Source organism: Paenibacillus sp. FSL H7-0756 (assembly GCF_038006765.1).
Lineage (GTDB): Bacteria > Bacillota > Bacilli > Paenibacillales > Paenibacillaceae > Paenibacillus_AQ.
On sequence record NZ_JBBOVT010000002.1, the window covers coordinates 329,800 to 342,598 of the forward strand.

A 12,799-nucleotide genomic window follows, 5' to 3' on the forward strand; every position below is an offset into this window, starting at 1 on the left:
AATATGGCTAAAATTCATGTGCTGGATGAGCATATTGCCAACCAGATTGCGGCCGGGGAGGTAGTCGAGCGTCCAGCTTCCGTAGTGAAGGAGCTGGTCGAGAACGCGATCGATGCAGGCAGCACCCGCATTGAAGTCTCAGTGGAAGAGGGGGGACTGCAGAGCATCCGGGTGAAGGATAACGGCTCGGGGATCGAGCCGGAGGACTGCGAGACCGCCTTCTACCGACATGCGACCAGCAAAATTGCCAGCGGCCGTGATCTCTTCCTGATCACCAGCCTCGGCTTCCGCGGTGAAGCGCTGGCGAGTATCGCTGCGGTATCGAAGCTGACGCTGCTGACCGCAAGCGGAGACGACGGGAAGGGCCGGGTGCTGGATATCGAGGGCGGCAGGCTGATCCGTAATGAAGATGCAGCTTCCGGCAAGGGAAGTGACCTTACCGTGCGCGAGCTGTTCTATAATACGCCTGCACGCCTGAAGTATATGAAGAGCATCCAGACTGAGCTGGGCCATATCTCGGATGCCATGTACCGGATGGCACTGGCCCACCCGGATATCTCCTTCACCCTCCAGCATAACAGCAATCAATTGCTGCATACGCTGGGCAACGGAGACCTGTTGCAGGTGATTGCTGCAGTATATGGCACCTCAGCGGCTAAGGCCATGCTCCCAGTGTCGGCGGAAGATCCGGACTTCCGGATCTCCGGCTATATCAGCCGTCCGGAGTGGACACGCTCGAACCGCAATGCGGTTACGACGCTGGTCGGGGGACGTTACATCCGCAGCAACGGACTGAACGCAGCGATTATGCGCGCTTATCATACGCTGCTGCCGATCAACCGTTATCCGCTGCTGGTCCTGAAGCTGGAGATGCACCCGTCACTGGTGGATGTCAACGTGCACCCGGCCAAGCTTGAAGTGCGCTTCAGCAAAGAACCTGAGCTGTACGGGTTCATTGAGCAGCAGCTCCGCGCGCTGCTGATGGGCCAGAGCCTGATTCCGCGCCCTACCAAGGAGATCATCGGCGGCAAGAATAGCAGCTCTTTCATTCAGGAGCAATTCGCCTTCTCCAAAGGTGCAGCTCCGGGCAGTATTCAGCAAGGTACGGAAACGGGAGGCACAGACAAGATAGCAACTCCGACCAGCTACGGCCAGGGAATGCCTGGCGGTGCTGGCGCTGGAGGGAGCAGTCAGCCGCCTGTCAGCGGACGGAGCGGCGTCCCGTTCTCCGGCAGTGCTGGTCCATTAACGGACGCTGCCAACCCTGCCGCTGGAACCCCTTATACTGCTTCCCAAGCATCCGGGAATACCCAGCCATATAGCAGCAATACGCAGCAGGCCAGAGAGACGGCCGCTGCATACAGCGGCGGTAACGCCACCCAGGGTTCATACCGCCAGCCGTTTAGCGGCTTCCGCGACAGCTACCGTCCTCAGGCAGCCACCGCTGGCCGGGGGCAGCAGCAGGCGGCCGGGGAGCTGTACGCACCTGTTGAGCAGACTGACACTGGTCTTCCGCAGTTTCCCGAGCTGAATTATATCGGCCAGCATCACGGAACCTATATCATCGCCCAGAATGACAGCGGGCTGTACCTGATTGACCAGCACGCTGCGCATGAGCGGGTGAATTATGAATTCTATTATGAGAAATTCGGCAAGCCGGAGGATGCTTCGCAGGAGCTTTTGCTGCCGATTACGCTGGAGTTCACGCCTTCGGAGAGCAGGCAGCTTAGCGAACGGCTGCATTGGTTCGAGCAGGCGGGGGTCGTGCTTGAGCATTTTGGCGGCCAGACCTTCCTGGTTCGTTCCCTGCCGTACTGGTTCCCGGAAGGGGACGAGAAGGCGGTCATTGAAGAGATGGCAGAGTGGGTGCTGAGCGAACGGTCGATTGACCTCGCCAAGCTGCGCGAGAAATCCTCCATTCTCTGCTCCTGCAAGGCTTCGATTAAAGCCAACCAGAAGCTTACAGAGCTGGAAGTAGAATCGCTCCTTACCAGGCTCGCGGCCTGCCGTCAGCCTTATACCTGCCCGCATGGACGTCCGATCGTTGTGTCATTCTCGGCTTATGATCTGGAGAAGCTGTTTAAGCGCGTGATGTAGTGGCTATATTGTACATTTATAGAGTGCAGGATCGGAGGCAACATGATTATAACGACGGGCTTTGACCCGATACCGCAAGTGGTGGCCCGGGCCCGGGAGCTTGCGGACCGCACTGGCTGCGCCTATGCTCCGAGAGCGAAATTCTCGATGGGCAAGCTGGTGGAGCATTACGGGGATGAACAGATTCTGGTGGTCCTCCAGGAGGCGGTCCGGCTGATTACACCGGGAATACCGCCGATGGAATTCCATCCCAGCATGGGTTTTGTCCGCGCCAAAAGAATCTTAAGAGGTGAGCCGGACCCCATGATCGATGCCTCAGGCATGGTCCCCGGCGACAGCGTGCTGGACTGCACGGCCGGACTGGGAGCGGATTCGCTGCTGTTCGCTGTCACCGGAGGGGAGACCTCCAAGGTGACGGCGCTGGAAAGCTCGCTGCCGCTGTACGCCCTCCTTCTGGAAGGGATGAGCGGGTATGTATCCGGCCAGGTGAAGGTGAATGAGGCGCTGCGCCGTATTGATGTGCGGCACGGGGACCATCTGGAATACCTGCGGGCCCAGCCGGACAAGAGCATCGACATTGTCTACTTCGATCCGATGTTCCGGGTCCCGCTGACGGATTCGGCAGCGATCTCGCCGCTGCGGCAATTCGCCAATTCTGCTGCGCTATCGGCTGACAGCGTGGCTGAGGCCACCAGGGTGGCACGCAAGACCGTGCTGCTCAAGGAGAAGGCGCTGAGCGGAGAATTCACCCGCCTCGGCTTCAAGGAGCTGCTGCGGGCCAATGCCAAAACATCGTACGGGGTGATTACCATTGACAATTGAGACGAAACGCAAAGTGCTTGTACTGCTGGGACCGACTGCGGTCGGAAAAACCAGACTGAGCCTGGAGCTGGCCGAAGCGCACGGAGCCGAGATCATCTCCGGGGATTCAATGCAGGTCTACCGCGGGATGGATATCGGGACGGCCAAGATTACGCCTGAGGAGATGAAGGGCATCCCCCATCATCTGATTGATATTCATGATCCGCAGGATGCGTATTCTACGGCTGAATTCCAGGAGCAGGGGGCAAGGCTGATCGAGGAGATCAGCGCGAGAGGCAAGCTGCCTTTTATTGTGGGCGGAACAGGACTGTATATTGAATCGTTATGCTACGGCTTCCGCTTCTCTGAAGCAGTGGCTGACGAGGCGTTCCGCGAGCAGCAGGAGGCTTACGCCGAAGAGCATGGGGCTGATGCCCTGCATGCCCGTCTGGCAGCGGTGGACCCGGCCAGCGCGGAGCGGCTGCATCCCAATGACCGCAGGCGGATCATCCGCGCGCTGGAGATTTTTCACCAGACGAACGTCCCGTTATCCGACTCGCTGGCCGGCCAGAACAAGGAGTCTCCCTATGATTTATGTCTGATCGGTTTGACAATGGACCGGAAAATACTATATAAACGTATTGAAGAGCGAATCGATCAGATGCTGGCGGATGGCCTCGTGCCTGAGGTGCAGCGGCTGCTGGATCAAGGCTACGGCAGGAGTCTTGTGTCTATGCAGGGTCTGGGCTACAAGGAAATTGCCGCCTATCTGGAGGGGGAAATGACGCTTGAGGAAGCCGTGGTGCTGCTGAAGCGTGATACCCGCCGGTTTGCCAAGCGGCAGTTGTCATGGTTTCGCCACATGAAGGAGATTCAGTGGATTGACATCCTGGAGAGCCAAAACTTTTCTGAGAATTTTGCGAAATTAAATGGTATAATAGCAGGAAAGTTTCTTACAGGTCTTGAATATACTTCTGAACAATCTAATTGAACCATTGGGGGTACGTCATATGAACAAGTCCATTAACATTCAAGATACGTTCTTGAACCAGCTGCGCAAAGAGAATATCCCTGCTACAGTATATTTGACCAACGGCTTTCAAATCCGGGGAATTATCAAAGCGTTCGACAACTTCACCATTGTCATCGACAGTGACGGGCGCCAGCAGATGGTGTACAAGCATGCGATCTCCACGTTTACTCCGCAGCGAAGCGTATCACTGATGCAGGACAACAATAACGAGAATTAAGATTTTACTGTTTTGAAGCGAAACCTTTTTGTTTATAAATCGTTTGAATAGAGAGTGCGAGAGAGCAACCTGAGAAGGTTGTTCTTTTCATTCGTGAACATCATTTATGTTTTTTCCGTTAAGGGAGTCAGGAGGCAGCATGTCCAGAGACCAACTAACCCGGAGCGGCGGCAATAGAAACAGAGGAAGTCAGCCGTCTAGCTCCCAAGGGAAGCCGAAGAAAAAAAAGAAAAGGTTCTTAACCAAAAAACGTGTGCTGTGGAGTTTGTTTTTTTCAGTTGCGCTGGCTATTTTTTGCGCGCTGGGCGGTTACTTGTTCATCATGCTGAACGGGCAGAAGCTGCTTGATGAGAACAGGGATAAGCTGACGGTGAACCCGCCGACGCAGATTTTTGACCGGAACCGGAATCTGATCGGCGAGCTGTCGCTGGAGAAGAGCGACCCGGTGGAATACCAGGATATTCCCAAGCTGCTGATTGACGCATTCGTAGCCACCGAGGACAAAAGGTTCTTCGAGCACAACGGGGTGGATCTCTGGTCCATCGGACGCGCGGCTGTCAAGGATATTGCGGCGCGCAGCATGGTTGAAGGCGGCAGTACGATCACCCAGCAGCTGGCAAAGAATATCTTCCTGACCCGGGATAAGACCTTCTTCCGTAAGGCGACCGAGGTTTCGATTGCCGTGGCACTGGAGAAAACAGAAACCAAAGAAGAAATCATTAAGATGTACCTGAACCGGATTCCGTTCGGCGGAACGGTTTACGGGATCAAGGCTGCTTCCATCCGTTATTTCGGGGAAAGCAATCTGAATAAACTTGAGCTGTGGGAAATAGCCACTCTGGCTGCAATGCCCAAAGGGCCGTCCCGCTATAATCCGCTGCGTAACCCTGAGCTGTCGAAGGAACGCCGCGGCGTAGTGCTTCAACTCATGTATGAGCAGAAGCTGATTACCAAGGAGCAGATGGACGAGGCGAAGGCCGTGGATTACAACTACAAGCCGCCTGAGAAGAAGCAGCGTTACCAGGCATTCATCGATTATGCGATTGGTGAGGCTGAGGACAAATTCGGGCTGACCGAGGATGATCTCAACATTGGCGGCTATAAGATTTATACAACCATGGATAAGCATGCCCAGGAGACGATTGAGGATGCTTTTGCCGACAGTGATAACTTCGAGAAGAGTGTGGACGATGAGCTGGTCCAGGGCTCAATGACTATTGTGAATCAGGAGAATGGCAGTGTTGTAGCCTTGATGGGCGGACGTAACTATGAGAAAAAAGGCTACAGCCGGATCGACGGCAGCCGCCGCTCACCGGGTTCTGCCTTCAAGCCCCTGGTATCCTATGCACCGGCACTGGAATCCGGCAAATTCACGAATGATTCCATGCTGAGCAATGAGAAGCAGTGCTTCGGCAAATATTGTCCGAACAATCTGCACGGGTACTCGAAATCGATCAGTATGAGTGATGCGCTGACGAAGTCGGAGAATATTCCGGCGGTCTGGCTGCTGAATGAGATCGGTGTGAATACCGGCTTCCAGTTCGCCAAGAAGCTGGGGATCAACCTGAAGGATGAAGACAAGAACCTGTCGCTCGCCCTCGGCGGGATGAGTGAGGGAACGAACACGATGGAGATGGCACAGGCTTACAGCGCCTTCGCCAATGGCGGAGAGCTGCGGGAAGCATATGCTATTAAGTCGATAGCCGATAGTGATGATAAGACGGTCTACAAGGCGAACACTAAGCCTGAGCGCGTGATGAGTGAACAGACCGCTTATCAGATGACTGAGATGATGCAGCGTGTTGTACAGGACGGTACGGGTAAAAAAGCGAAAATTAACCGTCCGGTAGCCGGTAAGACCGGTACAACGCAGAGCGGGTATAAGGGCATCAGCTCGAACCGGGATGTCTGGTTCGTGGGTTATACGCCGGAATGGACAGCAGCGGTATGGATGGGCTATGACAAGCCGAGCAAGACCCATCTGCTGAAGAACAGCAGTCCGCTGGCTGCTGCCTTCTGGGGTAAGGTCATGGAGAAGGCGCTGGAAGGTGTACCTGCCAAGCAGTTCCCGGTACCGAAGGGAGCTGTTCCAGAGGTAGAGGTTACACCGACGCCTGAAGCGGTAACTACGGTGACGGGCTTCCAGGCAGCGTATGATCCTTCCACGATGACGGTGAATATGAGCTGGAACCCTGCTGCGGCCAGCGGGGTGGAATACCGTATTTACCGCCGCGAGACGTCTGAGACAGATTTCACCCCGCTCATGAACACCATGGCCTCCAATATAGGGGACATCAGTGCGATGCCGGGACTGTCTTATGAATATTATGTGACTGCATACTATCAGGAGCTTGATCAGGAGAGCGAACCGTCCGAGACTGTAACAGTGTCCGTTCAGGATGAGCTTCAGACCCCTGAGCCAGAGATAACGCCTGACCCGAATATGCCTACGGATAACCCCGATAACGGCGGCAATTCCGGAAATGGCGAGAATGGCGGCAATCCGCCGGATAATGGACCGGGAAATAACGGTTCCGGCAATAATGGACCGGGTAACCATGGTCCTGGCAATAACGGCAATGGTCAAGGAGGGGAGGACGGCAGCGGAGCAGCCACATCCCCGCCTGAGATGACACCGCCGCCTGCCACGCCAGAGCCGTTACCGACACCGGCACCGGAGGCGACGAGCGGTACTGTCGATCCCGGAATCATCCCTGACCCGAATGCGGAAACTGATCCGGCAAGTGATCCGGGCAGCGGTTTTGTTGAAGGCCCCGGCAATGTGCATTAGAATAACATGAAGTCAAATTCATAGCATTAACGATCACCCTGACAGCTCCGGGAGCTCTGCACGATGCAGAATTGCCGGATGTCGGGGTTTTCTTGTTTTGAGTGTCTCTGCAAAATGTGTTAAGCTGAATGCACCATTATCAGAAGAGGGTTATTCATATGAAACGTAAATTCGGAGACCGGGCCAACTGGCGCAGGATTACCCGCCGCCATTTTGCCTGCCGCTATGTGGAGACCCGGGAGTTCAGCGGTTATATCACACTCTACACTATATACGGGCTGAAGGAGCCGCTATGGAAGAGTTACGGCAGGCATACATACCGCATTGCGGACAAGGGATATTCATGGCTGCAGTATTTTCCCAAGGACAGCCACTATATTGTGACGGCCATGTTTGATGAACGGCAAAATATTGTGCAGTGGTACATTGACACCTGCAAGGTTCAGGGCGTAACGGATCAAGGGGTTCCCTGGTTCGACGATCTGTATCTGGACGTTGTAGTGCTGTGGAATGGTGAAGTGTTTTTGCTGGATGAGGATGAACTGGAGGAAGCGCTGGAGCGGGAAGATATCACGGACAGTGATTATCAGTTAGCCTGGTCAACAGCCAATGCCATACTGCGTGCGATAGACGCTCATGCCTTTCCGTATTTCTCCCTTTCACTGAAGCATCGTGCCGAATTGTTTCATCACGGAGAATTTAGGAGGAAGTAGATCATGGATTGGTATGTCTATCAACGGGGTTCATCCCCGATCCGCAAAGTGTCGCGGAGGCGCCACCATCGTACGAAGAGGGTACTGACGGTATCGCTGCTGGTACTGATTGTGGCCGGATTCATCTGGTGCGGAGTAGTCTTTAACAGAATTAACAGTGCAGCAACTACCTCGCCCATGGTGAAGGCGGACGCGGGAGTCATTCTGGGGATGTCGATGTGGGGGGATGAACCGAGTCCGGGGCTGAAGGAACGGCTGGATTATGCGCTTGAGCTGTATAAGTCTGGTGCATTCAGCCATTTTGTTGTCTCTGGAGGGCTGGATCAGCCGGACTACAAATACACGGAAGCCGAAGGTATGAAGAGGTATCTGGTTGCCCATGAAGTCCCGGATAAGGTGATCTATCTGGAGGACCAGTCTACCAGCACTTACGAGAACCTGCTGTTCAGCAAGACAATTATGCAGCAGGAAGGATTGTCTTCAGCCGTCGTAATTACCCATGATTTCCATGGCCGCCGCGCCTTGGAGATTGCGCGTAAGCTGGGGTATAAGAACCCGGAGCTTGGCGTCACGGAGTCTAAAGTGATGTCAATGCTTAAGTACAAGCCCCGCGAGATTCTGGCCTACACCAAATGGAAATTGCAGGAGCTGTCGCTGTAAATCTGCTAATTTTCAAAACTGCTAATAACGCCTTTTATACTGGAATAGACTGGTTAGAGCAAGTCAGACCTGTATAATGAGGTGAACTAGGTGAACGGACATGTAGCGGCGGCAAGCAGCGGACGGGAAGAACGCAGACCGTCCAGGCAGATTAACATTGTGCTGAATAATCAGGCTCCGGCCCCGGTGTCCGGCTTGCCGGCTGATCACGCGGGCGGTACGGCAACTCCTAAGCCCGGCAGCCATAGCGGACTGTTCCAGGAGCTGAGCCGGGAGCTGGATGCACTTGTAGGTCTGGATAACATCAAAGAACTGGTCTTTGAGATCTATGCCCTGCTGCAGGTGGCCCAGATGCGCAGTGAAGCCGGACTTGCCACCGGAGGCCAGGCCTACCATATGGTATTCAAGGGCAATCCGGGGACAGGCAAAACCACAGTTGCACGAATTGTGGCGAAGCTGTTCCAGCGGATGGGTGTGCTCAGCAAAGGGCATCTGATTGAAGTAGAGCGCGCAGATCTGGTAGGCGAATATATCGGACATACTGCCCAGAAGACGCGGGATCTCGTTAAAAAAGCGCTCGGTGGCATTCTCTTCATCGATGAAGCTTACAGTCTGGCCCGTGGCGGAGATAAGGATTTCGGTAAAGAGGCCATCGACACATTAGTCAAATCGATGGAGGACCACCGCAGCCAGTTTGTTCTGATTCTGGCCGGGTATTCCGGCGAGATTGATTATTTTCTGATGAGCAATCCGGGTCTGCCCTCGCGGTTTCCGATCCAGGTTGAATTTCCCGATTATACCATCGACCAGCTGCTGCAGATTGCCGAGCTGATGGCCAAGGACCGTGATTATATTCTGATGCCGCAGGCCATACTCAGACTCAAGCAGCATTTGCTTATGGAGAAGACAGAGAGTCTGCATGCTTTCAGCAATGCAAGGTATGTGCGCAACAGTATTGAGAAGGCGGTACGCGCTCAGGCTGTGCGGCTCTTGAACCAGTATGAGAGTACAAGTCCGGGTAAGCAGGAGCTAATGACGCTGCGGACCGAGGATTTCAAAGGATAGTCCAGGAAGAATAGATGAGGAGCATGGAATGAATGGCAACTACAACACATGACACAGAGACAGAAGTGCAGGACCGGGCGATTCTCGTCAGTCTGGTGACTGACAAGATCAAACGCACCGGGATCGACCCGGAGCTATCGCTTCAGGAGCTGGTACAATTAGCAGAGACCGCCGGGGTAGAGGTGCTGGATGTCTTGCGGCAGAACAAGGAGACCCCCGATTCCAGGTGGTTTATCGGTAAAGGCAAGGTGGAAGAGCTCCGGATGGCCGCTGACGGGCTTGGCGCGAATACCGCCATCTTCGATCAGGAGCTGTCCGGGGCGCAGGTGCGCAATCTGGAAGAGGCGCTGGATCTCAAAATCATTGACCGTACGCAGCTGATTCTCGATATCTTTGCCGGACGGGCGAAGACCCGTGAAGGGATTATCCAGGTAGAACTTGCTCAGCTGTCTTATCTGCTGCCGCGTCTGTCCGGGCAAGGCAAGAATCTGTCGCGTCAGGGTGGCGGAATCGGTACGAGAGGTCCCGGAGAGAGCAAGCTGGAGACGGACCGCCGGCATATCCGTGACCGCATTACCGAGCTGAAGCGCCAGCTGGACGAGGTGGTCAAGACGCGTGAGCTGCACCGTGAACACCGCCGGAAGAGCGGTGCGGTTCAGGTGGCCTTGGTAGGCTATACCAACGCGGGCAAATCCACACTGCTGAAGCAGCTGACAGATGCCGATGTGTACATCGAGAACCAATTATTCGCTACCCTTGACCCTACCTCACGTGTGCTTCAGCTTCCGGGCGGCAAGGAGGTCGTGCTTACAGACACCGTCGGCTTCATTCAGAATCTGCCGCATGATCTCGTAGCCTCCTTCCGCGCTACCCTGGAGGAAGTGAATGAAGCCAATCTGGTACTGCATGTAGTGGATGCCTCTTCTCCGATGCGTGAGGAGCAGATGGAGGTCGTTCAGACTATTCTGCAGGATCTGGGCGCGGCAGGCAAGCCGCAGGTTGTATTGTTCAACAAAATCGATCTGTGTCAGCCGCAGCAGCTGGAGATGCTCCCGACCGGAGAGGGCTTCCTGAAAATCAGTGCTTTTAATGAGGACGACCTCTCACGGATTACGGAGATCATCAGCGACCAGCTTGCCGGGGATACTCTTATCTTCCGCATTCCCGGAGACCGGGGCGATCTGTCCTCACTGCTCTACCGGGTGGGCGAGGTGCTTGAACAGGATTATGACGGAAGCGACGTACTCTATAACGTGCGGCTGAACAAAGAGGATTACGATAAATGGAGCTATAAGCTGGCTGAATTCGTGGAGCCGCAATAATTGCTTATCTGACCCATTTGAAGCTGATTTGGCTGGTTAGAGATGAAGTATCTATATCCCCGCACGGCAACAGTCTGCTTTGGATACTGATCCAGGCAGGCTTTGCTGTGCGGGTTTTCCCTGATGCAGAAGCGGGACATCATTATACAGAATGTTAGGAGAGATGAAGGGGACATGGCAGGATTTGCAGAGGATTTATTACAGGCAGCGGAAGCTGCAGAGCTGGAAATCGAAGGCGCGGTCAAGGCGCTGGACCGGATTGTGGATCATAATCAGTGGAAGGTGATCGAAGCCTTTCAGCGTCAGCATGTGAGTGATTTTCACTTCGCAGGCTCTACCGGGTATGCATACAATGACCGGGGGCGTGAGGTGCTGGATCTGGTCTATGCCGAAGTATTCGGTGCGGAAGCTGCGCTGGTCCGGCCGCATTTCGCTTCAGGAACGCATACGATCTCTACAGCTCTGTTCGGCGTGTTGCGGCCTGGGGATGAGCTACTATATATTACAGGACGCCCCTATGATACGCTGCATAAGGTAGTCGGCAAGCCCGGAGACGGGACCGGCTCTCTGGCCGATTTCGGCATCGGGTACCGTGAGACTGCGCTGACAGAAGAGGGTAAGGTTGACTGGGATAAGGTCGCCTTAGCGATAAATGACAAGACCAAGGTCATCGGAATCCAGCGTTCACGCGGCTATGACTGGCGTTCATCCTTCACGGTCGCTGAGATTGGCGAGATGGCAGCACGGGTAAAAGCCATGAAGCCGGATGTCATCGTATTCGTGGATAACTGCTACGGAGAGTTCACCGAGAAGCTGGAGCCGCCGCAGGTTGGCGCTGATCTCGTCGCAGGTTCGCTGATCAAGAATCCCGGCGGCGGAATCGCTGAGACCGGCGGTTATATCTGCGGCCGCGCAGATCTGGTGGAGCTGGCGGCCTACCGCCTGACTGCCCCTGGAATCGGCGGCGAGGTAGGGGCGATGCTGGGCACGACTCGCGGCCTGTATCAAGGTCTGTTCATGGCCCCGCATACGGTGGGACAAGCGGTGAAGGGCAGTATTTTCGCTGCGGCGGTGTTCCAGCGCTGCGGCTTCACTACCAAGCCTGCCTGGCATGAGCCGCGTACGGATCTGATCCAGGCGGTGGCTTTTGACGGACCTGAGCACCTGATTGCGTTCGTACAGGGCATCCAGCGCGCAGCGGCGGTAGACAGCCATGTCGTGCCTGAGCCTTGGGACATGCCGGGGTATGAGCATCCGGTCATCATGGCTGCCGGGACATTCATCCAGGGCGGCAGCCTGGAGCTGTCGGCAGATGCGCCCATCCGCGCACCGTATATCGGATATATGCAAGGCGGATTAACCTATTCTCATGTCAAATACGGGGTCTTAATGGCCTTGCAGAGTATGAGGGAGCGCAAGCTGTTGTAGGATGAGTGCGACATAGAAACCGTGATGTTTATGCATCAAACTTGGAGTGGGGGTCGTACGTTGGAGGAATCAACAGCTATTGAAAGCTTGCTGCAGAGAAAGCAGGAGAATGCAGCTCCGGTTGCTGTAATGATGTGTGGAGTAGCGGGATCGGGCAAGACAACCTTTGCGCTCAAGCTGGAGCAGGAGGGATTCGTCCGGCTGTCCATCGATGAGGATATCTGGAGCACCCATGGCCGTTATGGCATTGATTACCCTGAAGAGGCTTATGAATCCTTCAAAGAGCAGTCGGAACAGAAGCTGCGCAAGGAGCTAATAGAGCTGCTTGCAGGGAAGCGTCATGTCGTGATAGATTTCAGCTTTTGGCAGCAGCGAAGACGTGACGAATACAAACAGTTGATCGAGCAGTACGGCGGACAGTGGGTCTTGGTTTATCTTAAGGTAGAGCCGGTAGAGCTGCGCCGGAGGCTCCGCATCCGCAGCGCACGGTTTGACGCCAATGCGGCATTCACCATTACCGGGGAGATTCTGACCCGTTTCCTGAACGGATTTGAGACGCCAACGGGTGAAGGGGAATGGATTATTGAAGCATAACATGACATGAAGCGGGATACCAGGGTTGTACAGCCGAATACTGGCTTGTTGCAGCCTTCGCCGCAGCCTGTGATTTTG

Annotated in this window: 11 protein-coding genes; all 11 read left to right on the plus strand. The window is 54.9% G+C overall.

All coding sequences use genetic code 11. The features are described 5' to 3' along the window. Positions 1 to 3: 3 nt before the first annotated feature. The 11 genes from mutL (at position 4) to NST04_RS18220 (ending at position 12,721) form a co-directional block, all read left to right on the plus strand. The gene (mutL, locus tag NST04_RS18170; RefSeq protein WP_341185491.1) at positions 4 to 2,097 is read left to right on the plus strand and encodes a DNA mismatch repair endonuclease MutL; all 2,094 of its coding nucleotides are present in this window, start codon (positions 4 to 6) and stop codon (positions 2,095 to 2,097) included. Positions 2,098 to 2,139: 42 nt separating this feature from the next. Then, positions 2,140 to 2,919, plus strand: a complete 780-nt coding sequence (locus NST04_RS18175; RefSeq protein WP_341185492.1) for a class I SAM-dependent methyltransferase — start codon at positions 2,140 to 2,142, stop codon at positions 2,917 to 2,919. Then, positions 2,909 to 3,889, plus strand: a complete 981-nt coding sequence (gene miaA, locus NST04_RS18180) for a tRNA (adenosine(37)-N6)-dimethylallyltransferase MiaA (protein ID WP_341185493.1) — start codon at positions 2,909 to 2,911, stop codon at positions 3,887 to 3,889. The genes NST04_RS18175 and miaA overlap by 11 nt, the downstream gene beginning before the upstream one ends. Positions 3,890 to 3,908: 19 nt before the next feature. Continuing rightward, a complete protein-coding gene (hfq, locus tag NST04_RS18185; RefSeq protein ID WP_036695479.1) occupies positions 3,909 to 4,148 on the plus strand; it encodes an RNA chaperone Hfq in 240 nt (79 codons plus the stop codon). 139 nt (positions 4,149 to 4,287) lie between these two features. Next, positions 4,288 to 6,939, plus strand: a complete 2,652-nt coding sequence (locus NST04_RS18190) for a transglycosylase domain-containing protein (protein WP_341185494.1) — start codon at positions 4,288 to 4,290, stop codon at positions 6,937 to 6,939. A 158-nt stretch (positions 6,940 to 7,097) separates the two neighbouring features. Further along, entirely contained in the window at positions 7,098 to 7,652 is a 555-nt protein-coding gene (locus tag NST04_RS18195) for a DUF402 domain-containing protein (protein ID WP_076079356.1), read from the plus strand. A 3-nt stretch (positions 7,653 to 7,655) separates the two neighbouring features. After that, on the plus strand, positions 7,656 to 8,312 hold the full coding sequence (locus NST04_RS18200) for a YdcF family protein (protein WP_341185495.1): 657 nt from the start codon (positions 7,656 to 7,658) through the stop codon (positions 8,310 to 8,312). A gap of 90 nt (positions 8,313 to 8,402) precedes the next feature. Beyond that, on the plus strand, positions 8,403 to 9,377 hold the full coding sequence (locus NST04_RS18205) for an AAA family ATPase (protein WP_341185496.1): 975 nt from the start codon (positions 8,403 to 8,405) through the stop codon (positions 9,375 to 9,377). Between the two features lie 32 nt (positions 9,378 to 9,409). Continuing rightward, positions 9,410 to 10,699 carry a GTPase HflX gene (gene hflX / locus NST04_RS18210; protein WP_341185497.1) on the plus strand — a complete coding sequence of 430 codons (1,290 nt, stop codon included), beginning with the start codon at positions 9,410 to 9,412 and terminating at the stop codon, positions 10,697 to 10,699. 174 nt (positions 10,700 to 10,873) lie between these two features. After that, entirely contained in the window at positions 10,874 to 12,127 is a 1,254-nt protein-coding gene (locus NST04_RS18215; protein ID WP_341185498.1) for a methionine gamma-lyase family protein, read from the plus strand. Between the two features lie 60 nt (positions 12,128 to 12,187). Next, a complete protein-coding gene (locus tag NST04_RS18220) occupies positions 12,188 to 12,721 on the plus strand; it encodes an AAA family ATPase (RefSeq protein WP_341185499.1) in 534 nt (177 codons plus the stop codon). Positions 12,722 to 12,799: the final 78 nt, after the last annotated feature.

Bases quoted from the DNA above. Each gene is read 5' to 3' on its own strand.
- NST04_RS18215 (WP_341185498.1), top strand. From the start codon at position 10,874: ATGGCAGGATTTGCAGAGGATTTATTACAGGCAGCGGAAGCTGCAGAG.
- hfq (WP_036695479.1), top strand. From the start codon at position 3,909: ATGAACAAGTCCATTAACATTCAAGATACGTTCTTGAACCAGCTGCGC.
- NST04_RS18195 (WP_076079356.1), top strand. From the start codon at position 7,098: ATGAAACGTAAATTCGGAGACCGGGCCAACTGGCGCAGGATTACCCGC.
- hflX (WP_341185497.1), top strand. From the start codon at position 9,410: ATGGCAACTACAACACATGACACAGAGACAGAAGTGCAGGACCGGGCG.
- NST04_RS18200 (WP_341185495.1), top strand. From the start codon at position 7,656: ATGGATTGGTATGTCTATCAACGGGGTTCATCCCCGATCCGCAAAGTG.
- NST04_RS18175 (WP_341185492.1), top strand. From the start codon at position 2,140: ATGATTATAACGACGGGCTTTGACCCGATACCGCAAGTGGTGGCCCGG.
- mutL (WP_341185491.1), top strand. From the start codon at position 4: ATGGCTAAAATTCATGTGCTGGATGAGCATATTGCCAACCAGATTGCG.
- NST04_RS18190 (WP_341185494.1), top strand. From the start codon at position 4,288: ATGTCCAGAGACCAACTAACCCGGAGCGGCGGCAATAGAAACAGAGGA.